The 23,691-nt window shown below is 45.8% G+C and carries 21 protein-coding genes and 2 pseudogenes; 2 read left to right on the forward strand and 21 right to left on the reverse strand.

What is annotated here, in order from left to right; translation table 11 throughout:
* Positions 1-29 precede the first annotated feature (29 nt).
* Positions 30-932 (forward strand): class I SAM-dependent methyltransferase, encoded by a 903-nt coding sequence (locus skT53_RS04710; protein WP_200760011.1) that lies wholly within the window; start codon positions 30-32, stop codon positions 930-932.
* Between the two features lie 420 nt (positions 933-1,352).
* Here skT53_RS04710 and skT53_RS04715 read toward each other — a convergent pair whose 3' ends face one another.
* The 14 genes from skT53_RS04715 to skT53_RS04780 all read right to left on the reverse strand — a co-directional run bounded on the left by skT53_RS04715 (position 1,353) and on the right by skT53_RS04780 (position 18,832).
* Positions 1,353-2,015, reverse strand: coding sequence for a LytTR family DNA-binding domain-containing protein (locus skT53_RS04715; protein WP_200760012.1), 663 nt, complete (start codon positions 2,013-2,015; stop codon positions 1,353-1,355).
* 92 nt (positions 2,016-2,107) lie between these two features.
* The gene (locus tag skT53_RS04720) at positions 2,108-3,253 is read right to left on the reverse strand and encodes a M20 family metallopeptidase (protein ID WP_200760013.1); all 1,146 of its coding nucleotides are present in this window, start codon (positions 3,251-3,253) and stop codon (positions 2,108-2,110) included.
* A 46-nt stretch (positions 3,254-3,299) separates the two neighbouring features.
* Positions 3,300-4,178 (reverse strand): isocitrate lyase/PEP mutase family protein, encoded by an 879-nt coding sequence (locus tag skT53_RS04725; protein WP_200760014.1) that lies wholly within the window; start codon positions 4,176-4,178, stop codon positions 3,300-3,302.
* An 83-nt stretch (positions 4,179-4,261) separates the two neighbouring features.
* Positions 4,262-5,596: an MFS transporter gene (locus skT53_RS04730; RefSeq protein ID WP_200760015.1), complete on the reverse strand. Its 1,335-nt coding sequence runs from the start codon at positions 5,594-5,596 to the stop codon at positions 4,262-4,264.
* Between the two features lie 13 nt (positions 5,597-5,609).
* Positions 5,610-7,148 carry a class I adenylate-forming enzyme family protein gene (locus skT53_RS04735; protein ID WP_200760016.1) on the reverse strand — a complete coding sequence of 513 codons (1,539 nt, stop codon included), beginning with the start codon at positions 7,146-7,148 and terminating at the stop codon, positions 5,610-5,612.
* 75 nt (positions 7,149-7,223) lie between these two features.
* A complete protein-coding gene (locus tag skT53_RS04740) occupies positions 7,224-7,970 on the reverse strand; it encodes a TetR/AcrR family transcriptional regulator (protein ID WP_226375416.1) in 747 nt (248 codons plus the stop codon).
* Entirely contained in the window at positions 7,948-8,718 is a 771-nt protein-coding gene (locus skT53_RS04745; protein WP_200760018.1) for an SDR family NAD(P)-dependent oxidoreductase, read from the reverse strand. The genes skT53_RS04740 and skT53_RS04745 overlap by 23 nt, the downstream gene beginning before the upstream one ends.
* Positions 8,705-10,171, reverse strand: coding sequence for a 4-hydroxyphenylacetate 3-hydroxylase family protein (locus skT53_RS04750; RefSeq protein WP_200760019.1), 1,467 nt, complete (start codon positions 10,169-10,171; stop codon positions 8,705-8,707). Before skT53_RS04750 ends, skT53_RS04745 begins: the two co-directional genes overlap by 14 nt.
* Before the next feature lie 520 nt (positions 10,172-10,691).
* Positions 10,692-10,973 carry an FmdB family zinc ribbon protein gene (locus skT53_RS04755; protein WP_200760020.1) on the reverse strand — a complete coding sequence of 94 codons (282 nt, stop codon included), beginning with the start codon at positions 10,971-10,973 and terminating at the stop codon, positions 10,692-10,694.
* A gap of 39 nt (positions 10,974-11,012) precedes the next feature.
* A complete protein-coding gene (gene fmdA, locus skT53_RS04760) occupies positions 11,013-12,191 on the reverse strand; it encodes a formamidase (RefSeq protein WP_200760021.1) in 1,179 nt (392 codons plus the stop codon).
* A 39-nt stretch (positions 12,192-12,230) separates the two neighbouring features.
* Positions 12,231-13,310, reverse strand: a complete 1,080-nt coding sequence (locus skT53_RS04765; protein ID WP_200760022.1) for an aliphatic amidase — start codon at positions 13,308-13,310, stop codon at positions 12,231-12,233.
* A 39-nt stretch (positions 13,311-13,349) separates the two neighbouring features.
* On the reverse strand, positions 13,350-15,143 hold the full coding sequence (locus skT53_RS04770) for a purine-cytosine permease family protein (protein WP_200760876.1): 1,794 nt from the start codon (positions 15,141-15,143) through the stop codon (positions 13,350-13,352).
* A gap of 1,185 nt (positions 15,144-16,328) precedes the next feature.
* Positions 16,329-18,257 carry an asparagine synthase (glutamine-hydrolyzing) gene (asnB, locus tag skT53_RS04775; RefSeq protein WP_200760023.1) on the reverse strand — a complete coding sequence of 643 codons (1,929 nt, stop codon included), beginning with the start codon at positions 18,255-18,257 and terminating at the stop codon, positions 16,329-16,331.
* Positions 18,258-18,322: 65 nt separating this feature from the next.
* Entirely contained in the window at positions 18,323-18,832 is a 510-nt protein-coding gene (locus skT53_RS04780; RefSeq protein ID WP_226375339.1) for a shikimate kinase, read from the reverse strand.
* A gap of 319 nt (positions 18,833-19,151) precedes the next feature.
* On the opposite strand from skT53_RS04780, the gene skT53_RS04785 reads away from it, so the two are divergent.
* Complete coding sequence (locus skT53_RS04785) at positions 19,152-19,586, forward strand: LysR substrate-binding domain-containing protein (protein ID WP_226375417.1); 435 nt, start codon at positions 19,152-19,154, stop codon at positions 19,584-19,586.
* 388 nt (positions 19,587-19,974) lie between these two features.
* On the opposite strand, the pseudogene tnpA reads toward skT53_RS04785, so the two are convergent.
* The 7 genes and pseudogenes from tnpA to skT53_RS04820 form a co-directional block, all read right to left on the reverse strand.
* Positions 19,975-20,444, reverse strand: a pseudogene (gene tnpA / locus skT53_RS04790) (IS200/IS605 family transposase).
* Between the two features lie 221 nt (positions 20,445-20,665).
* Positions 20,666-21,058, reverse strand: coding sequence for a 4-carboxymuconolactone decarboxylase (pcaC, locus tag skT53_RS04795; protein WP_200760025.1), 393 nt, complete (start codon positions 21,056-21,058; stop codon positions 20,666-20,668).
* A 141-nt stretch (positions 21,059-21,199) separates the two neighbouring features.
* Positions 21,200-21,465, reverse strand: a pseudogene (locus skT53_RS04800) (aldehyde dehydrogenase family protein); the annotation flags it as partial.
* 12 nt (positions 21,466-21,477) lie between these two features.
* Positions 21,478-21,669, reverse strand: coding sequence for a putative quinol monooxygenase (locus skT53_RS04805; protein ID WP_264176013.1), 192 nt, complete (start codon positions 21,667-21,669; stop codon positions 21,478-21,480).
* 37 nt (positions 21,670-21,706) lie between these two features.
* The gene (locus skT53_RS04810; RefSeq protein WP_200760027.1) at positions 21,707-22,537 is read right to left on the reverse strand and encodes an alpha/beta fold hydrolase; all 831 of its coding nucleotides are present in this window, start codon (positions 22,535-22,537) and stop codon (positions 21,707-21,709) included.
* A 16-nt stretch (positions 22,538-22,553) separates the two neighbouring features.
* On the reverse strand, positions 22,554-22,940 hold the full coding sequence (locus skT53_RS04815; RefSeq protein WP_200760028.1) for a hypothetical protein: 387 nt from the start codon (positions 22,938-22,940) through the stop codon (positions 22,554-22,556).
* A complete protein-coding gene (locus skT53_RS04820) occupies positions 22,933-23,685 on the reverse strand; it encodes an N-acyl homoserine lactonase family protein (protein WP_200760029.1) in 753 nt (250 codons plus the stop codon). Before skT53_RS04820 ends, skT53_RS04815 begins: the two co-directional genes overlap by 8 nt.
* Positions 23,686-23,691 lie beyond the last annotated feature (6 nt).

Below are 23,691 nucleotides of genomic sequence, written 5' to 3' on the forward strand. Positions count from 1 at the left end.
TCACCGGACTTCTAAAGGAGGATATTAGAATGAAAGAAAACCAAGTCAGTCTTACTGCAATAATGACCGCGTACTTACGTGCCTACCATGCCATGAATGATACCCCAAAAATTTTTGATGACTTTCGAGCCTATCGTTTGATACCAGAGGAAAGACGTGCACTCATTGAACAAGGATTTTCTAGAGCTCTCCAGATTCATGTTCCTGAAAGCAACTTGGCATGCTCCGCCCAGGCGACAAATACCTTGCCGTCTTTATTGCAAACCATGGGATTACCTAATGTCCTTAGCCGTTCAAGATATACGGAAGACAACCTTGAGCAGGCTGTAAAACAAGGGGTGAAGCAGTATGTGATACTCGGGGCGGGGATGGATACCTTTGCTTTCCGTCGTCCGGATCTCTTAAGTCAGGTTCAAGTATTTGAGGTTGACCACCCGGCCACACAAGCCTTCAAACTTAATCGACTGGCTGAATTAGAATGGGAAATCCCATCAAATCTTCACTTTGTACCTGTGGATTTCACAAAGGAGAGTTTGGCTGATGCACTCAAGGGAACTTCTTATGACTTGCAGACTAAAAGCTTTTTTAGTTGGTTAGGCGTCACAATGTACTTAACCCGAAACGAAGTGTTCGCAACGCTGCGTTCCATTGCCGATATTGCCCCCGAGGGCAGTGCGATTATTTTCGATTACTTTGTACCACAAGAAGCTACTCCACATATGAAAGAGATGCGGGAGGATTTACGAAAGATAGGTGAGCCGATTAAAACGACCTTTGACCCGTCAACACTAGCTTTTGAACTGGAAAGTTTAGGGTTTCGTCTTCATGAGAACTTAAGCCCATCCGCTATCCAAGAACGCTATTTTCAGAGTCGAACGGACGGTTATTATGCGAGTAAACATGTGCGCTTTGCGTGGGCAGTAGTCGAGTAAAAAATATGTTCTTCCATATTAGATGATTATTAACGCCAGGTTGAGTGTTCGGCTTTTTTTATACGCATTTTTACCAAAATGCATACAACAATTTTTTTGAGATCATGGTGTGGGTTTTCTCATTGAAAGAATGGTATCAACATTAAAGCTCTAATGGAGATATCATTCTTTCCCCATTTAAAATGGTGGCATTGTTCTTTCTAAATAACATTTTAGAAATATTTATATAAGTTTGCTTATTGTGCTAACGGATACAATAGTTCAATTGACTGCCTTATCAGCAAGTCGGTTTACTTTTGACATAAAATTAACATTGAGATTTAACATAGCCTTATAAATAAAACTCCTGGTTGTTACGCGTAAAAACACCTGCTCGGTGCAAACTGCCCAAGCAGGTTTAGTGACAGAGGAATGTATTTTTTAAAAACCCATCAAATGACGGAAACGACTGGCATATTTCTGACTGACCGAGACTCGCAGGTTTCTATTTTTTTTCAATACCAGCACGAACGTGGAATGAAAATCCGGATGAATTTCCGCAATCTCGTTTACATTTACAAGGAAAGAGCGGTGGCAGCGGATAAACTGTTCGGGAGGCAGCATCCGCTCCAACTCCACAAGACTGTATTTATTCAAGTATTTGCCGCCTGTGGTATAAAGAAACGTCTTACCGGTTTCCGAAGTGATTAAATAAATATCTGAAAACGGGACAGGAACCCAGCGGCCATCTGCTTTCCCAATCAGGAACTGATAACGCGGCAGATACGATTCAGGATATGACGGATAAATTAAGGTAAAGCATCCGATTGTCATATCTCCATTTGTAATCGGGGTGCTTGTTGCATAATAATCTATGCCGAACGGGCTTGAATCCACAAACTTTGACAGACGAACTCGTTTTCTTAATGCGAGCCGTGTCAACGTCCCTTCCTGAATTTCATCCCCAGGTTTTATTCGTAAGTCAATACTTTTGCTTGGTTGATAAAAAATAAACCGGGACTGATCGGCTATCGCAATGGAAGCTTCTTGCGGAATCGGATCACGGATCGCCTCTACAATAGTTTGGATTGATGTTAGGTCCACCTGTATTGCCTCCCTGGTTTCTTCTTGAACTGGTTTAACGCTCTTGGACCGATTGTAACATATTTTTGAACTTGCCCCATCCTGCTTATTCTTCAGACGAGGAAACGAAGAGCCAATGCTTTATAAAACTGGATCGCATCCAGATACTTGGCTGTCTCCACAAATTCATCCGGTTGATGCGCCATCTTTTCATCCCCGGGTCCGTAAACAATTACGGGCAGGTCGCCGCCAGCTCCCGGCACAAAAACAGAAGCGTCTGTAAAATATCGTACGCCGGCCGGTTGGAAATCTTTTTGGAACAGTTCTTTCGCCGTTGCAAGAGAAAGACCTATCAGTTCATGAGTGACAGGTGTCCGGACAGACGGTTTGTCGTTAAGAACAGCCAATTCAAATTTTGCCGACGTATCCGCTTCGATCTCTTTGAATAATCTTTCCACGTCTGCCACAATCTGAAGATGATCCTGCCCCGGAACCGTCCGAATATCAATTTGAAGTCGGCACACATCGGGCACCACATTTGTCTTGACCCCACCGGAAATCACACTCAGGTTTAAAGTCGGCTCTCCGAGTAAATGGTCCCTGTCATACCGGAATTTAAATCGGTCTCTCAATGCATTAATGAAACGGTTCATATGCTCGATCGCATTCACACCCTGTTCAGGCATTGAACCGTGGGCCGTCTTGCCGTAAGCTGTAATCTCCAGCCAGAGAGCTCCTTTATGGGCGGTAAAAATCTCTCCGTTGCTGGGTTCACCGATAACCATGGCACCAACCTCCTGCAGAAGCCCCTCCTCAACCATTGCACGGGCCCCGCAGCAGTCCACTTCTTCTCCGGCTGTTGCAGCCAGTACCAAATCTCCCTGCAGAGTCACTCCCGACCTGGCGATCTCTGTCATCGCCACAACCATGGCGGCCAATCCGCCTTTCATGTCAGACGCTCCCCGTCCGTAGACATGTCCTTCATGTTCCACCGCCCCATAAGGATCGAATTTCCATGAAATGTCCCCTGGCGGAACTGTATCCATATGTCCGCTGTAAACCAGACTTTTTTTAGCTCCCGTTCCTTTGATTCGCGCTACCAGATTGGCACGGTTGGTTCCAAGAATTCTTACCTCCGACTCAATTCCACTCTTTTTTAACATTGCTTCGATCAGACGTGCAACAGGTTCTTCATCCCCTGGCGGGTTGACGCTTTTTAAACGAATCATCTCTTTAAGAAATTGAACGGCTTCCTGCATCTCTATTCCTCCCATTTATTCACCTATTTTTTTAAAGTTCTTAACTTCACCCAGTCATCTGCTCATTAATCAATGTTTTCTCTCTTTGCTTTATTTGCTGCAGACCAAGCAGTTCTTCATAGTCATGAATCGTCATCATCTTATCGAGGAATTCGGCAGTAGTACCGGTTTCCTTCAAAGATGACATCAACCGCATGGTTGTTTCGGCATACAGAAATGTAGAGGATAGCGGGAATATAACAAGTTTATACCCTATGTTCTGCAATTCCTTGACGTTCATATAGGGGACTCGGGTATTTTCCAACATGTCATACATTAGTGGAGCATCAATTTTTCGAGCGACTTCTTTTAGTTCATCAACTGTTTCCAGCATCTCAATATAGATGATATCGGCCCCTGCATCCGCACACGCTTTCCCTCGGCTGATCGCCTCTTCCAATCCCATTGATACGCGGGAGTCAGTACGTGCAATTATTAAAAAATTTTTGTCTTGTCTAGCAGTAACGGCTGCTCTAATTTTGGCTACATGCTCATCCTTTGATATATATTTTAGCCCATCCATAGCGCCGCATTTTTTAGGGGTAATCTGATCTTCAATATGAATAGCCGATACCCCTGCGGCTTCATATTCTTCTACCGTTCTAATTACGTTGTTGATGTTTCCATATCCCGTGTCCGCATCACAAATAACGGGCAAATTAACAGCCGATACAATCCCCCGGGCTCTACTGACCATTTCCGGCATGGTTACTAAACCGATATCCGGTTTCCCAATCAAACTTGCTGAAACACCATTACCGGTCATATAAGCTACATCAAACCCGACTTTTTCTATGATTTTTGCTCCTAATGCATCATGACAGCCTGGTGCCACAATGATCCTCTCTTGCTGTAAAAGATTTCTCAAAACCTTTCGCCTGTCCACTTTTTCAGCCTCCTTACTCGACTGGCTTATAACTTGTGAAAGACCGACAAGCCTAATATGCGGACTAGTCCGTCTTTACCCGATTAAAGATTGGAAGTTTCGTTTTCCCTGATTGCTGGATGATGCGATGTTGTAATTTGTTGTTCTTTCAGGATAAACGAACATAATGCCGCTAAGGCTGAAGCGAGAGCGAAAAATACAAATACCATTCTGAAATCCTGTGTCCCGTCAGGCCCCACTTTCACCAGATATCCGGCAATAAGAGGAGAAACGAATGAACCTAACTGGCCAACTCCATTAGCCACTCCGATCGCACTTCCAATTATTTCTTTTGGGTACCTTTTCTGTAAATATGCATAGATAGAACCGAAATTCAGGTTAATAAAGAATCCTGACAGCATTAACAGAGTCAACAGAAGCCCTGTATTGCCTTTTTCAACAGTGCCAAGCAACCATAAGACCGGGATACACCCTAAATATGCAATTAGGGCGATCGGTTTCATTCGATTAAACACTTTATCCATTAACCACCCACCAAGAATCATCGCAAAGAAGGCAACAACATATGGAGCCGAGGCGAAAAATCCCATCGCTTTAAGATCCATGCCATGCTGTTTGACCAGAAAAGTGCTTAACCAGGTAGTACTCCCCCAATATACTGCCAACTGGCAAAACAATACCACCAAATATACGTAAAAGTAACCATCTTTCAGAAAAATCCCATAGTTTTTTTTCTTTTTTTCTACTGGAGTTTTTACGTCGTCAGGGGTGTTTGCAACGATGTGCTCATACTCCTCTTTTTTCAATCGACCTTTGTCGAGCATTTCTTTGGGCGAATCTGTTACAAAGTACCACAGGGCCCAGATACCCAACAGCCCTGGAAGTGCCAGAACATAAAACACAGGTCTCCACTGACCTTCGAAGAAATATACAGACAGAGTAGTTATAAGAACGGGAACAATTGCAGGTGCGACAGCCCATGAAGTTGTAAAGAACGACATGGCACGTCCTCTTTCTTCAGTTGGGAACCAGTTATTAATCGACCGGGAAGCAGGCGGGAAATGATGTCCTTCCCCAAGTCCCAATCCGATTCGAAGTACAATGAATTGCCCAAAGCTCTTGACTACACCTGTCAAAGCGGTAACGGCTGTAAATACGGTGATTGCGAAGCCCATGATTTTTTTGGATCCGTATTTGTCAGCGAGAAACCCAGCCGTCACTTGAGCAATGGCATATGCAAAGAAAAACACGGATGCCAGTTGCCCCACCTGTACCGGGGTAAGTTGAAGATCCTTTTGAATGAACGGAAGAAAAGTTAAAACAGATAACCTGTCAAAATAATTGATAATGTAAAGCAACCAAACGATCAGCAAAACTATATGGCGATATCCCCAAACTGTCCCAGCAACTTTTTTCACTTTGTGAACCCCCTTAGTATTGAGAACTGGTGTATTGTTCTTTTAACTTTCGCTTCAACAACTTTCCTGTAACGGTTTTTGGAATTTCATCGATAAATTCAACTTCTCTCATTACCTTATATCGTGCTAATTTTGAAGAACAGAACTGAATAATTTCTTCCTTAGATACATCCACTCCCCTCTTTTTGACAATGAAAGCTTTGGGTATTTCCCCTAATCGCTGATCGGTAACTCCAATAACAGCGGCTTCCAACACGGCGGGATGTTGATAAATCACATTTTCCACCTCAGCGGGATAGACATTATAACCGCCAACGATAATTACTTCTTTGATCCTATCTTTGAGATGGAGATAACCATCCTCATCCATATAACCTATATCCCCGGTATGAAGCCAACCGTCTTTTACAGTCGATCGGGTTGCCTCGGGATTTCTCCAATATTCCTTCATAACACAGTGTCCCTTTGCAATAATTTCCCCTGTACTCCCTCTTGGAACTTCATTCCCTGTTGGATCCACAATTTTGACTTCAAGGTGGGACATAGGATAACCAACGCTTTCAAACTTCCTTTGCATGTCTAAGCGATCAACAGAAATAACCGGAGAAGCTTCCGTTTGTCCATAGGCTTGAATCGTGAATGTGCGGAATCTCTCTTCAAACCGTTTTCTTACTTCCAATGGCATCTGTGCTCCGCTCGTAATGCATATTTCCAAACTGGATAAATCAAACTCTTCTTTTTCCGGTAACGATAAAAACATGTAATACATGGCTGGCACTCCGATAAAGAAATTGATTCCGAGTTCTTTAATTTTTCTTGCAACATATTCTTTTTCGAATTTTTCAAATAACAAAAACCTGCCCCCTTTCAAAAATATCAGTATCAGACCTGCCATCAATACCAATAAGTGGGATAAAGGAGTAACAATACAACCGAAATGTTTATCTGTTAATTGAATGTGATCTGCGTAAAATTCGGCATTGGATTGTAAATTATAATGAGTCAGCACAACACCTTTAGGGAGCCCTGTGGTTCCGGAAGTATACAAAATAGTCGCGGCATCATCCGGTGATAAATCAATCGCCAGAAAAGGAGAATCCGACTCCCTTTTGATAAAACTGAAAAACTTAAACTTTTCACTTTCTATAACAGACTCCTTATGATCATCGGTAAAAATTACTGTTTCAAGATTAGGCAGGTTTTCAATAACATGATTTAAGATTGGAAAATGAGTGGAGTGTGTAATTAGTACTTTAACTTCCGCATCTGCAAGTACGTGTGAAATCTCTGCCTCCTTAAGCAAAACGTTCATGGGCACAGCTAAAGCGCCAAGTTTCAATATTCCGAAAAATGCGCCTATAAAACTTAATCCATTTGGCAACCAAATTGAAACACGATCTCCTTTTCCCACTCCCAGGTCTCTCAAAGTTAGTGCAAATTGATTTGACAAGTTATTCATGTAATCATAGTCATAATTTACATCATCAAAAATAACCGCAGTTTGTTTTCCCCTTTTTACGGCTTGAAATTCAACTGAAAATGCCAGGTTCACAAAAAGCCCTCCCCGTTTCCGGTGATTGAAACGACCTCCAACGAACTAATCAGTTTGATTTCACAATATGTTGCTTTATTTGTTTTTCAGCATGAATTTTTCATACAACGGATGGTTTCGTAAGTCATGATTTAAAACAGAATTTAAAATCAGATCGACAAAAATATCTGCGATCTCCTCAATCGAATACTCTCCATTCTTGCGATACCAGATGTAAGTCCAATCGACCATGCCAAAAATCGCCATTGCCAAAATTTTTGACGGCAACTCCATCCGGATTTCCCCTGTTGCCAGACCTTCGTTCAAAATTTTAAGCATTAACTCTACATATTCATCACGTTTCTGTTCTACAATTTCGAAAAACTCACCTGTCAGATATCTGTACTCCTGGAAAAATATTGTCACCGAAGCTTTATACTTATCGATACCAATCAATAAATCTTTAATGATTGCAGCAAGACGTTCTATCGATGTATTCCATGCGTTATAACATTCATAACCTCTTTCTAACGTGTACTGAATATAACGATCATGGATTGTAAAAAGAAGTTCTTCTTTCGATTTATAGTTGTGATAGAACGCCCCCTTTGAACTGCAACTCACTTCGATAATTTCATCAACAGAAACTTTATGGTACCCTTTTTTCTCAAATAAGTTGATCGCAATCTGTAAGATACGTTCCCTTGTTTCAAGCTCCGCCATTTCTTGTCCTGTTCCTCCGCCATTTTTATTCCCTAATTTTACCTGAGATCGATTACACAACCATTCTAACATTTTAAATTTTGCGTGATATTCCTTACTACTGAGCTGTCCAACCGCCATCGACAAATATAGTTTGGCCTGTAATATACGCTGCAACCGGAGACGCTAGGAATAATGCCGCTCCGGCAATTTCATCGATTGTCCCAAGTCTCCTTAAAGGGGTCTTATTTAGGATGTAATTTCGAAAATGTTCATCTTTAAACGCATCATGATTCATATCTGTTTCGACATATCCGGGACCGATCGCATTCACTTGAATATTGTATTTAGCCCATTCCAAAGCCAGAGCTTTAGTGAGTTGCATTACCCCCCCTTTGCTAGCGCAATACGTGGAAAGTGAAATGTCTCCGACAGCCCCCATGATCGAGGAGATATTAATAATTCTGCCTGCTGATCTTTCCTTCATTACCTGTGCAGCAGTCTGGCTGAAAAAGAAAACCGATTTCAGATTGGTTTCAATTGTTGAGTCCCAGTCTTCCACCGAAATGTCAAACGCCTTTTTAGGAAAAACGACTCCCGCATTATTTATTAATACATCGATTCTGGTTTCTTTTTCTCTAATCTCATTGACCACCTGATGCACAAAATCAATATTGTTTACATCGCCAGCGAAAAAAGAAGCTCTACTCCCTCTCGAGAGAATGGCGGAAACATTCTCTTGAAGCTGTTTTTCATTTCGGCTTATCAGAAAGACTTTCGCTCCCGCTGCTGCGAATGCTTCGGCCATTCCTTTCCCCAGTCCTTTGCTGGCTCCCGTAATCAGCACAATCTGATCAGTCAAGTCAAAAAATTGTTTATATATTTCCATCCCCATCACCTCGCTTCAAAATCCCAGCTGCGCTCTTTGCCAAAGTTTCATATCGGGAAAAATCTGCTTCAGTGAAGACCGCAATTTTTTGGGCCATTAGCGATCCTTCGGCATGAAGAGTGGTGACCTCCCAAAATCCCCCCATATCGGAAGCAACCAAATCATGAACCAAACGAATCATTCGATACCGATGTTCAGAGGATTCATTAGCATTTCCTGCAAGATATTTGAGAATATAGGGACGAAGTTCATTGTTTTCAAAGTCATCTTCACTAGGAACAGTTACAATAATTCCCCCTGATATATCTTGCAAGTATTTGACAATTCGATGGTAGTTGTTGGCGAAATGATACTTTGCTGAGTTACTAATCATAGGATTCGGATATACAATACCCGTTAGTTTGTCTTCAACCGGGTTTTCACACGCAGATCGGGTTAAGGCGTTTAATGTTTCTCCATACAGAATCATCTCCGAAATTTTTTCTCTTACGTGAGACATTTTTGAAGTTCCGTTATAATCGGCCATTAATTTGGCTGCTCCAATTAACAACTCGATGTATGGATATTTGTATGCGGAGGCTGTCATACGATGGAAGTTGGCAAACATTTGTGTATAAAAACCCGCAAATTCCCATTCCCCACCCAAAAACACCCGCTCATTCGGAATAAAAACATTATCGAAAACAACCAAAGCATCCATGATATCAAACATGCCGCTTACCGGTACCTCTCTTAAGGGGCGATCTTCATAGGCTCCTGCACGGGATATTATTTTTAAACCCTTTGTATTCACCGGAATCGCAAATGAAACGGCATATTCTTTATCAGCTTCTGTCATGGCGCGGGTTGGCAGAATAATAATTTCGTTTGCATATTGGACCGCTGTCATATGGGCTTTGGCACCCCGCACAACGATTCCGTCACTCCGTTTTCCCACAATTCTCAGGTATAAATCCTTATCAGCCTGCCGGGAAGGCCTTAAACTCCGATCTCCTTTCACATCCGTCATTCCGATAGCCAAGCTCAGATCGCCCCGTTGGAGATGACGAGCAAACGCTTCTACTCGTTGGTTATATTCAGTTCCATACTTCTCATCTACATATTTAGATGCGACCCTTACCGCGTTCAGAGCATCGCTTCCTCCTTCTTTGGCAAAAGGGGGAAATCCGAAGCAAAGTCGACTTCCTGTTTCGATAAGTTGTTTCCGTTTTAATAAATCGTCTTTGGTTCTGGGGGCATATAAAAACCGGTTGATCTTTTCTCCATTTTCAACCGCAACCGCAAAGTCACTGTATTCTTCTTTTTCCGTAATTTGATAATCCACTAGCGCCGTTTGTACCCCGACTTTCAAAACCGGATGCGAAATAACATCCTCTACCAATTTCCCACGATAATAAACTTCTCGACCATCCTGTAGACTTGTTAAAAATTCTTCAGGTTTCCTGAGTCCCATAGTTCTCCTCCTTAAAAACGGTTGTAAATAAGTTTGTTCTAATAGACCGACCAGTCTGTCTGTTCAAGTTTATTATGTTTTATCGTTTGTGAAATGTCAATATAATTCAAACATTCAGATAAATTGAATTTGCCTTCCACATCCGCCTGTACAATGATTGATAAACTTTCGTCTTTTCTCGCACTAACGACCGCCTCAATTTTCGCGACATGCTCTTCTTTTCGAAATAAATCTTAGCCCATCCATTGCACCGCATTTTTTGGATGAGAAAGGGAGATTTTTCTTATTCCCGTGAAAATACAAAAAAATCCTCGTTCTAAGGTTAGACAACTTAGAATATCGGTCTTCAAAACCGTAAGGCACATGCTGTATCAATTCGGTTTGACACAGACGCATCAAAGAATACGAAAAACCGGACAACTCCGTTGTGGCAAAAAAATGGAATCGCTTCTTGTTTCATCAATATCCTGTCCCCCCATAAAGCCCGTAAAAAAAGACAGCCGAATGGCTGTCAATGCAGTCAATGTCCCACTTGCCATGGCCTTTGGCCCACCTTCGGCGCATGACCATGATGCGTGTGTGCCGAATGGGTCAGTTCTTCCCGGCTCATCCGCTTCGGCTGTGTGCTTTCCGTCACCCGTTTGCGAATGGCGGCTCCCATGGACCAGACAAACGGTGCGGTGTAGATCCGTTTTGCCATCTGTTTGCAGATGGGGCATGCAAGGGTTGATGGAAGCTCGTTGACAGATAATCGTTCCTCAAAAGCGCCACAATCTGGACATTCGAATCGATAAATCGGCATCTCCTCACCTCTTATCCCGGATTTCGAAACAGTCATTCATCATTTGGGCAAAATGTCTTTGTCAAATATCGCCGTCGGGATGGCGAGCGTACAGCAGGCGTTTGGCACATCGACAATTCCGCTAATTCGTCCTTCGACGGGAGCCGCTCCCAGAATCATATAGGCCTGCTGTCCAGTGTATCCGATTGTTTGCAAATAATCGATCGCATTTAAACAGGCCCTCCGATAGGCAATATGAGCGTCCAGGTAATGTTGCGTTCCTGTCATCTCGTCAACCGAAATCCCTTCAAACACAAGATATTCGGAATATCGGGGCTCGACCGGACCCGGCTTGAAAATCGGGTTATTTGTCAATCCGTATTTTGCCATTCCTCCTTTGATCACATCGACGTGCAGGTCGATCCAACCCGCCATTTCGATCGCACCGCAAAACGTAATTTCACCATCCCCCTGTGAAAAATGGATATCCCCCATCGACAATTTGGCTCCCTCTACAAATACCGGGAAATAAATGCGGGACCCCTTCGAAAGATTCTTTATATCGCAGTTCCCCCCATTCTCCCGAGGCGGCACCGTCCGCGCCGCTTCTTTCGCCACCCGGTCAAATTCGGCGCCTTTCAACAATCCGAGCACCGCACTATCGGGATCCGGCAGGTTGGCCAGACCCGGAATCCGGTAAGGATCGGTCGCGACAAGTTCCGCTTCCCGTCGGTTCCATCGGTCCAGCAGTTCATGTGAGGGAGCTACCCCAATCAGACCGGGGTGCATGATCCCGGCAAACTTGACACCCGGAATATGGCGGGACATTGCGTAAATGCCTTGAAAATCCCAGATCGTCTTGGCTGCTTCCGGATACTGTTCCATAAGAAACCCGCCGCCGTTTTCTTTCGCGAAGATTCCGGTGAATCCCCACTCTGATTTTGGCATCGCTCCCATGTCCAAAATGTCGACCACCAGAATATCGCCCGGTTCTGCACCGTTTACCCAAATCGGCCCGCTCAATACATGAACCCGTTTCAGATTTACATCGCGGATGTCAGAAGGATCATCGTTGTTTTGAATTTGTCCGTCCGTCCAATCCTTGCATTCGATGCGGAACACAGCTCCCGGATTGACGGAGACAACCGCCGGAATATCCGGATGCCAACGGTTGTGTCCGGGAACATCCTGTTCGTCCATCGGTTTTGTCAAATCAACTCGAAACAATACTTCGGGCATATCCTGATTCCCCTTCCCCTGAAACAAATATTTTTACAATTACTTGGCCTCTTCCAATTCCAAACCCGGCGCAATCACGGAATCAGTTGCAGATGCTTCCGCTTTCGCCTCTCTGACCGACACGGCACCCTCCAGATCCTGACCGTCCCCCTCCTGTTCCGGCAGCGCGGTTGTTCGGGTAAGAGATTCACAGGCAAACCGCGCCTGTTTTTCATCTGCCACCCATTCACGGTAGAAATCGTAGGGGCAAGCTGCGATCCCTAGCGGTCCTGCTGCCGTATAACCGCGGTGGGTTAAATTGAACAGGTGATTTTCCGCCGTCCAGTTCGCCCGTGCGTCACGAATCGCGGATAAAGACAAGAGGGCAAATTGTACCTCTCCCGGCGTACTGCCGCACTCTGCCAACATCGTCCCGTCAAAATTGACAATGCTTGAATGTCCGAAATAGGAATAGACCATGTCCCGTCCCGCCAAGTTGGCAACGGCAAAATAGGTCAGATTTTCCCAGGCGCGAACTTGTGCAATCATACGCTGCTGTTCCTTTGAAGGATACATGTACCCCTGGATGCGGACGACCAATTCGGCGCCTTTCATGACCGTATCGCGGACAATCTCCGGATAGTTGCCGTCATAACAGATGGTGGCACCAATTTTTAACCCTTTCGGTCCTTCGACTACCATTGTCTTATCGCCGGGGTACCACGGTTCTTTTGGCACCCACGGGTTGATTTTGTGATAGTTCATCACAATTTCACCGCAGTCGTTGATTAGAACCAGTGAGTTGAACGGATTGCCGCCAGCCGGATTTTCCTCGCCGGTGATGGAGAAAACCCCCCATACCTGATTGCGTTTACACGCTTCTGACAGCACCTCGGTTTCCGGCCCTGGCACGGTTGTGGTCAAATCCCGCCATTTAACAGGGTGAAATCCCTGCAGGCTATATTCCGGGAAAATAATCAAATCCAAACCGGGATACCCCGTTTTCACCCCGTCCACGTAAGAAGCAATTTGATAAGCGTTTTCCAATACCTGTTGTTTCGTCTCCAACACGGGCACCGGGTAGTTCACAACGGCAACCCCCACTGTATCTTTGCTGGAATGAATCGTTCCTACTGGCATATGGCAAATCCCCTTTCCCAGATTGATAGAATGATTCTCTTATTGTTTCTTGCACATATCATGGCAGTCTTTTTCCAGGCTGCAACAGAGAGAGCAGACGGTTCCCTGATGGAACGGACAATACGTGATATCCTCCGGCTCATATTTGAAATGGCAGCAAGTGCAAAGAATTTCCGGCACCATATCGAGAGTTTCCTTCGGGAATCCAGACTGCCCGGTTTTTCTGCCAATTACAGTCCCTGCATCAACGGTTGCCGCAAGCGCTGCATGGACAGCCTTAGCTTCCGATCCTCCCGAAAGTGAAATCACCATTTTGCCGTCTTCACCTTTACGAATATAAGGATTCTCACGTGCAATGTAATACTTTCCTTTCGTTGCAAGCGCTAGTATCGGTGACAACACGAACGCCAGCAGCAGCGACAAGAAAGGCGAGAACGCCTGCAGAACGGGGCCGAACACGTTAAAGAACGCCAGGATGGAGACGATCGATGCGATCATCATCGAACCGAATCCGACCGGATTGAAATTATGCAGATGTGCCCGTTTGAATTCGATGTAGGAGGGGCTGATTTTGAGAATCGCTTTGTTGATGACCAAATCGGCAACAACCGCTCCGATCCATGCAAGGGCAACGTTGGAATAAAATCCAAGCACATTGTTCAAAAATCCGAACAGTCCGAACTCCATCAACGTGATCGAGATCCCTACATTGAGAAACAGCCAGACAACCCGACCGGGATGGAAATGCAACAGCCGGGAAAAGAAGTTGGACCACGAAAGCGAACCGGAGTAGGCGTTTGTGACATTGATTTTGATCTGCGACAGGATCACAAAAAACGTGGCAATCGTAAGTGCAGCAAATGCACCCGGAATAAATGTCTGAAATCCCATCTGGTACATATGGATCGGTTCATTTGCCGCCTGCAGCCCGACCGCAGGCGCCACATAGGCTGCCATAAAAGCGCCGCCCCATTGTTTGAATGCACCGAGGATCACCCAACCGGGACCCGCCAGCACAACGGCCCACCACCATTTGGATTTGTTTTTCGCCGTCTTTTCCGGCATAAACCGCAGATAGTCAACCTGTTCCCCGATTTGCGCGATTAAAGACAGGACCACACCAGCCGCCAAACCGAACATCATCGGATTGAACGATGCACCTGACGGTGAATTTCCGGCAAAATGGGTCCAGTTGGAAAAAGCGCCCGGATCTTTCACCAGTATCACCACAAACGGAAGCACCATCAAGGTAAGCCAGATTGGCTGTGTCCAGACCTGTAAACGGGCCAGGAATGTCATTCCAAAGATCACCATGGGAATGATAATGATCGACGAAACAAGATATCCAATTGCCAACGGCAATCCAAAGTACAGTTCGAATGCCTGCGCCATGACGGCACCTTCAAGAGCAAAATAAATAAACGTAAATGACGCGTAAATCAAGGAAGTCAAGGTAGATCCCAAATATCCAAACCCTGCTCCGCGCGTCAACAGATCCATATCGATGTTGTACTTAGCCGAATAATACGCAATCGGCAAACCGGTCAAGAAGATAATGACGGCGGAAACAAGAATTGCCCAAAAAGAGTTGGCGAAACCGTATGAAACGGCAATCGAACCGCCTATGGCGAAATCTGCCAGATAGGCAATGCCGCCTATCGCAGAGCTGAAGACCGCATACTCGCTCCATTTACGGAAAGAACGTGGCGCATATCGCAGCGAATAATCTTCCAAAACCGGATTGTTCACCCATTTGTTAAATGTGCGTTTCGGTTCGCTGTGTGTTCGCCCTCCCGTTTTTCCATGTTCCAAAATCACTTCGTTACTTCCCATACTCATTGGTTTCTCCCCCTTTCTGTGTGCAGACATGCACCTTCTCATCCATTCTTTGGTAAGTGCCCGGCAACAGACCTATTGTCCACCTCTCCTGTCCGCAGGTTTCCCCCTCCTTTCTTCTCCTCTTCGGAAAAACAGAAAGAAGCCAGACGCATTAGGCGAGGCTTCTTTGCCATTGACACTTCATCGTGTCCCTGTATTCTTCCTACATTCATCCTACAGGCACTGCGAAACATTCGCTATTTCTTTTGTCAAGATTCCTGACAAAACGGAAACAACTTTTTCAAAGGCTATGTAAATAAATCCCGGCAATGTTATTTTCATAATGAATTTTGATGCTGTGACTTCACGTCCCCGGTGCCACAATGCACTATGGAAGGAGTGCTATGCCAACGGGCAAAATGGCCTATGTTTTAGCTGTAATTTTAATTATTCTTACGGAGTGCTTCATTCTCAAGTTCGAGCAAAATTTCTTTAATAATGAGGAGTCGTTTGCGCAATACATACTTTCTATAAATTAGTATCGACACCAACACTACGTAACCAGTAATTACATAGATCAGAAATGTGAAAAAACTTGTAAAATTATTGGCCAATCCCTGTAGCAAATCTATTATAAAGTCGATAGCGTTTCGAGTTTTGCCTGTTAAGTCACTAACTTGACCAATAACAGCGGGAATAATTGAGAAAATAGTGGTAAATATCATTAAAATAAACGGCATATAAAGACTCCCGAAAGAAAAATTAATTACTTTTGGAAATTGATCGTTAATGATGTCACTAGATTCATAAGTTATAGCTAATAATTTTAGCTCTGAGGGACTGTATGTCTTATAATGCCGTCTTAGCTTTTTCATTCATAGCTATGATCTTTGACTCAACAAACTTAAGTAGCTTAGAGTACATTTTCACTGAATCCTTTAACTTTATCATTTAATTTTATTCGTTGGTTGCAGACAACTTTCTCAAAGTACACGTATCCTGCATAGACCGTTTGATATTCCGTAAGCGGAGCGATTATTTCTGACAGCAACCAGCAATCTGACGTGGGTCTAGTCCCACAAGAAAAAACACCGCCAATCGGCGGCGCATCCCTTCTTACACTCAAATGCCCTACGTGATAAAACTCTCGATCAACGTACGCTTATCTCAAACGTCCTTTCAACTCCCAACCGCTTTCCCTTATTCCCTGGCCCCAGCCAACTGCTTGCCATATGTTCTGCGCAGCTGTACATTTGGGCTGACGCTGCTTCCAATCTTGACCGACTGCTCCACATAGACCTGATGCCACAGCATGAAGATCAGAATCGTCCAGACTTTGCGGGAGTTGTCACGAACGTTGTTCCTGTGATCCTCCAACAACTGCATGACAAACGATTTATTAATCAAGTGGTCGACCGCGCTTGCATCGATCAGTTCCCGCGCCCAACGATAAAATTCGTCTTTCAGCCATTTACGCGTCGGAACCGGAAATCCCAGCTTCGGTCGCTCTGCCACTTCACGCGGCAGGATGTCTTTCACCGCTTCCCGCAGCACATATTTGGTAGTTCCGTTCATCATCCGGTATTGCATGGGGATTTTGGATGCGAATTCAAAAACTTCCTTATCCAAAAACGGCACCCGCAGTTCAAGCGAGTTGGCCATCGTCATCTTGTCCGCCTTCATCAGAATATCGCCGGTCAACCATGTATGAAAATCGACATATTGCATTTTTGTCACATCGTCATAGTTGCGGGCCCTGTCGTAATAAACGCCCGTGATGTCAAACGGTCTGCGGCCGCCAATCTGTTCCGGTTTGTATGTCACGAACTGTTCCTTCATTCGCTCATCAAAAATAAACGCATTGCCGACAAACCGTTCCTGCACCGTCTTCGAGCCGCGCATCAGGAATGAGCGGCCTTTCATGCCCTCCGGCAAATACTCGGCCATAAGACCCAGCGAACGCCGCATCGACGGCGGAATCCGGTCAAACAATTTAAGCGACAGCGGCTCCCGGTAAATCGTATACCCGCCGAATACCTCATCGGCTCCCTCGCCTGACAGCACCACCGTGATATAGCGGGAGGCCAATTCCGCCACAAAATAAAGGGCAATCGCTGCCGGATCGGCGACCGGTTCGTCCTGGTAATACATCAGCTTAGGCAGTACGTCCAAATATTCTTTCGCGCTAATGATGGTGTCGCGGTGTTCCGTCCCAAGAATGCGGGCCGTTTCCCTGGCGTATTCGACTTCGCTTTGTCCGCCCGCTCCTTCAAAACCGACCGTGAACGTTTTTACCTGTTCCAACTCTTTCAGAAGGGCCACAATGGTACTGGAATCTACGCCGCTGGACAAAAATGCGCCGCGCGGCACATCCGAATTCATATGCGCTTTGACTGAATTGCGCAAAACTTCCCGTGTGCCTTCAATATAGTAGGACAGCGGTTGATCGCCTTCCGTAAATTCAACCTGCCAGTAGCGCTGTATATCGATTTTCCCGTCTTGGATAATCATATAGTGAGCCGCCGGCAATTTCCAAATATCCGCAAACATCGTCATCGGATCAGGCGCATACTGAAATGTCAAATAGTTCCAGAACGACTCCAGGCTCACTTCCCGTTTGACGCCTGGCACCTGCAGCAGACATTTGATTTCCGATCCAAATGCGATGATGTCATCCGTTTCCGTATAGTACAACGGCTTAATGCCAAAATGGTCGCGCGCTACCATCACCCGGTTGTGACGTGAATCCCAGATCGCAAAACCGAACATGCCGCGCAAATCTTTTACGCAGTCCGGCCCCTTTTCTTCATACAGGTGGACAATCGCTTCCGTGTCCGATTCGGTCCGGAACTGATGACCGCGATCGATCAGCCAACGGCGGATTTCCTTGTAATTATATATTTCTCCGTTAAATGTGATCCAAACCGTTCCATCCTCGTTCGAGAGTGGTTGGTGACCTCCTTCCAGATCAATAATGGAAAGGCGACGGAATCCCAAGCCGACAGGACCATCAAAATGAACACCCGTATCGTCCGGTCCACGGTGGACAATCTGATCGGTCATTCGTTCCAAAACAGTTTGCTCGGCAGGACTCCCGTTTTTCGTCACCATGCCACAAATTCCGCACATGTAGAATTGCCTCACTTTCTGAAGTACAAGCTATTTTTTAAGTGTAGCGGGTTTAAGAGACCCCGTCAACGCAAAGGAAATGCAGGATTTGCGAGCAATTCCCGAACTGCTGCGTCAATATCGCCGGACGTCGTGTCAATTTGGATATCTGCCTCGTTGTACAATTCGGCCCGTTCCTTCAAAAGCCGGTCAATGCGCTGCTCCAGTTCATCGCCTGCCAGCAGCGGGCGGTTTCCCTGACGCGCCACTCGATCCCGAATGACGTTTCGATCTGCCGTCAATGAAATCACAATACCCGATTTTCTCATTAACTCGCGGTTTTCCGAACGGAGTACCATGCCTCCACCGGTCGTCACCAGAATACGTTTGCGGAGAGCCAATTCCTTTAACAATTCCGTCTCCCGGTCACGAAAATACGCTTCCCCCTCCGACGCAAAAATCTCCGGAATGGTGCGATTTTGCCGTTTGACGATTTCCTGGTCCGTATCGATCCACGGCCAGCCAATCCGCTGCGACAATACTCTGCCAAGCGTCGACTTGCCCGTCCCCATAAACCCAATCAGATAAATATTCAACTTACATCCCCCTTGGTACCCCTGCTCCCTGCGAAACGATGCACCGTCCCGCCGTGTCTGTCCTTTCTCTATCTTCGCAGATACCTTGCAAATTCCTGCTTTGTCTATAAATAAACCTATCATGTACCCGTTTTTAAAATAAAAAACCCCCACCATATGGTTGGTCATCAAATCAGGGTTCAAACCTCAAAATCAATCCTGTTCTCCCGTTCGCGTGTCTTACTTCCTGCCAACCAGAGAAGTACGACGGCGGCAAGAAGAATCAGACCAGAAAGCAGCATGGACAGGTTGTAGCTGTGTGTGGCAGCAGTGATAACCCCTGCGACGATCGGGCCGACGACCTGCCCTACACCCGAATTTGGCATCTAAAACATTGGTGGTGGAGGAACTGCAAATCATCACGGCGACGGGCCGATCGCCAGACGACGCCCTGCAAGAAAACCCGGTCGCCATCACCTTCCGGGAAGGATGCACGTACCGGCGAGTATTGGAGAGATGGGCAACGGGTCGGGGATTCACGTTGCTGAAGACGATGGAGTGTGCAAGCATCGACACGATTTTGCAGCTTGTTGCGGGCGGCTTGGAGATTTCCATGATGCCAAAAGCGATTATAGAACAGTCGAAATGGAGCCATCAGTTGGCTGCGCATCCTGTGGATGACAACAAGGGGCTTGTGACTACCCATGCCGTTTGGAGACATGCCGCTCATCTGCCGCGCCCCCTTTCGGCCCTACTTGCGCAACTGTCCGAATAGGATGAAGAGAATCAGGATACCCGCGCGGTCGCTCACGCCTGACGAATTGTCGAGTTCAGCTGAAACGGATACCACGGGTGCGTGAAGTCTACCTTACCGCGGATATTCACGTTACGAGCATATTGACGTTATTGGAGAACTCTGTTCATTAACAACATCCACAGGAGACCTCCTTGTTTGAACGTGACATGAAAAGTCAATACTTATTACAGTGAATGTGTGAGATTAGATACCTCCATCCTAAGCTGAAAAAATAGTCATAACCACCGGCTTAGTCGGTGGCTTCCGTCAGCCCTATAAGGGCATGTTACAAGCAAGCGCCTCAAAGGCGCACTGAAAGTCTGCCAACCGCGTGTTACCACAGGCTAGCCCCTGAAAAAGGGCCTCTTTACACGCCCTTTTTCACCGACTCACCCGTAAACGGGTCGATCAGTTCTTTCATCGTTAGTTGTTCATAATTCTTGTCCTCCACTAGCTGGTTACGGATGTATTCTTCAATCACTTTCTTATTTCGCCCCACCGTATCCACATAGTACCCTCTGACCAGAATTGACGGTTACCATACCGGTACTTCATATTCGCAAACTTATCAAAAATCATCAGCGAGCTTTTTCCCTTTAAATAGCCCATAAACTCCGGTACACTTAGCTTGGGCGGGATACTCACCAGCATGTGAATATGATCTGGGCAGGCTTCTGCTTCGACGATCTCCACTCCTTTTCGTTCGCATAGCTCCCGTATAATCTTTCCGATCTCTCTTTTTAATTTCCCGTATATGACTTGTCTTCGGTACTTTGGCGCAAACACGATGTGATATTTGCAGTTCCATTTGGTGTGTGCTAGACTGCTTTTGTCCATCCCTTGTCCTCCTTGATTGATGGTAGCGGTTGGCAGACCGGCTCCCATCTTATCATTGGGTTCAAGGGATGACTACTTATAGCTATAAGCTTTCCTGAACCCCCAGTCGAACTGGGGGTTTTCTTATACAAAAAATCCTGTAGTAGCAAGTGTTTGCTACTACAGGATACACATACTAGAATCAAATGTGGTTGCAATTCGGGTTGAATATTAGTTAATGATTACTTGCTTGCATTTTCTTTTTCGATTTCATTGAAGACTTCCTGGGCCACTCTAAAGCTGTCAATTGCCGCCGGCACACCACAATAGATGGCGGTTTGCAGAAAGACTTCCTGGATTTCTTCTTTCGTTAAGCCATTGTTAATCGCTCCACGAACGTGCAGCTTAATCTCATGCGGGCGATTTAATGCGGTTAGCATAGCAAGATTGATAAAGCTGCGGGTTTTTCTGGAAAGACCCGGTCGGGTCCAGATCTCTCCCCAACAGTATTCGGTTACTAACTCCTGCATAGGACGGTTAAAATCCGTTGCGTTATTGATGGATTTGTCCACATACTCAGCACCTAAAACCGCTCTGCGAACTTCTAGTCCTTCATTAAATCTCTTCTGATCCATGGTTTACAACTCCTTTTGTATTTGTTTTAATTTCGGTTAAAAACGACAAGCTGCATTTTCTCCGCCCGTTGCTACGGTTGCCCCTGCAAGTTTGGCTTCCTCAATCCATTGTAAGGTCCGTTTCACATCATTGGGAGAAATCAACAGGTTCATAGGGAAGTAAAAGGAGTAATTTCACCAATGACACCCAGCGGTTCTCGCGTCGTGTAGGCGATTCTTCTTTCACCCCCGTTCGCGGCATCAAGGGGAATCGTTTCCCCATAAATTCGCTTAGCCTCTTCGGCTGCAAATTTGTATGTTTCAATAGTGCGTAATACTTCTCCCTTTGCCGTTGTAATCGGCGATAGAAGAGAGGTATATTCCTTCGCCTCGACCCACTCTCCATGGATAAACAATCTCTTTTTCATCGTAAAAACCTCTTACTTTTTCAAAACCGATTCGTCAAGAAAAATATTGTCGTAGGTCAAATTTGTGTAAGGCTCGGCAATGAGATCCTGTACAGCTACACGCCACTTTTGAAAGTGGTCGGCTAGCCGGTGTTTCGCCTGATCTTCTTTCGTTTGATAGACCTCTACCAATAAAAACTGAGACGGGTCATCCTTCATCTGCAGAACGCGATATACACACCAACACGCATCCTTTTAAAATCTAGTAGAACCGCTGCAAAACTGGCCGCAGGTAATCCATCAACAGGCTCGGATTCTCACTCATGGGAAAGTGACCCATCTCTTTCATCACCTGAAACTCCGCACCTGGGATTTGCTTCGCTGTTTTTAAGGACATTTCCGGCGAACATGAGTAATCATATTCCCCAGTGAACATAAACACTGGACATTTCCCTGTGTCTATTTTGTCCACCCGGTCAGTGGCATTCCAATCCTCACTATAAAAGGAAATATCTCCATAGTACACACCCGGCGCTCCTTGGCTGTAGATCCACCATACATCCCGGCGCAGGTGTTCCGGACTTTGCGGTGCCATGAGACCATAGACGTTTGTGGCGCACATTTCCCCACCGTTGATTTGAGGGTGGAAAAGATAATCATTCAAACGTCCACCCGTAGCGGCAGCAGCTTCTAGGGCGATCACACCCCGAAACTGTTCCGGGTAACGGTAAGCCAACTCCAATGTGATATTGCCCCCCATGGAACACCCCATTACCAGTGGCTGTTCGATCTCAGCCGCTTTTAAGAAAGCCATGATCGTCTCTACATACAGATCGGTGGTCAGGCGGTACGGCTCGAGCCACCACTCCTTCGGCGGCATGGAACGCCCGTGATACGGAAGGTCAAAAGCAATCACCTGAAAACGGGAAATCAGTTCCTCATTGCGCAGGAGTTCCTGATATTGTCGGGAATCAGCTCCGGCCGTATGCAGACAGACCAGCGGAACACCCTGACCTGCGCTTTCGTAATATACCCGGCAGTTTTTTCCTTGAACCTCGATCTCCACATATCTTCCTGTAACCGGATCTTTCATCGCATGCTTCCCTCCCTTAGACCTCTCGCACTAACGACATTAATCTCGTTAACGCCCGAATATTCTGCATCGCTTTCAAACGATTTCCTGTCAGGCGGCACTCCGGCAATCGCGTGATCATGCCGAGAAGGTCATAGTACATAGGTGGAGGAACCGGCCTGGCAAATTTGCCCCACGCTTCCTCCGTGCCCTCAAGCGCAAAATCCCAGCTGTCATTCCAGGTAGGGGGAACAATCGACCGCACCTTGCCCTCAACAACATGGAATAGATAAGAGCTCGCGCCAATCTGCCAAACAAAATCGCAGGTCATGAATTTAGCAATCCAGGATAGCTCTCTGTCCTCATTGATAACTTCGCGGAAACGCTCCATCCATTCCGATGAGAACAATATTTGATTAGCCATAATATTCACACTCCAATACCCGGAAATCATGCGAAGGCAGGACTGTTGCGTTGGTATTCTCCATCTTTTTAAAGGTGGCAAAATAATCTTCCAGACTCCAATGGATCCCTTGGGGAATGTGTTCCATGACATCATTGCCCGTCCAATTTTCATAAACGCCAATGGTATCACTCGGGATTAAATAAGGCCCTTTTGCCGTTTGTACCAATACACCCTGCATCCCTGGAGTATGCCCCGGTAAATGCAGCAGTTCGATACCGTCTGTCAGGTGCGTATCGCCATCCAGCACGCGCATCCGGTCAAACGTTTTCATCCACGCAGGGATGACCCCTTTTATACCCGTTTCATAGTAGCCCCGTTGGGTAGGCAGAGGAGCCACTGCAGCCTGCAACTCCTTCTTTTGTACCAAGAAAGTGGCATTCTTAAATACATCATTCTGAAAACAATGATCCCAGTGAAGATGTGTATTGACCACAATCTTTACATCATCAGGATGCACTCCATGTTTTTCTAGCTGCGCCCCCATGGATAATTCCTCCGGACGTTCCAGTCCATGATGGTATATTCTGGCCCATTCCTCACCCGATCCACCTGTATCCACCACGATCGGTTCCTCTCCCCCCAGAATGAGCCATCCAAGGATCGGCTGGGGAACCTTTACACCGGGATTGATCTGATAAAGCAAGTTTGACATCTCCATTGCTTTAAATGTCCCTAAATGTAGCGGATAGATTTTATATTCCATATTTCC

Source organism: Effusibacillus dendaii (genome assembly GCF_015097055.1).
Classification (GTDB): Bacteria; Bacillota; Bacilli; order Tumebacillales; family Effusibacillaceae; genus Effusibacillus; species Effusibacillus dendaii.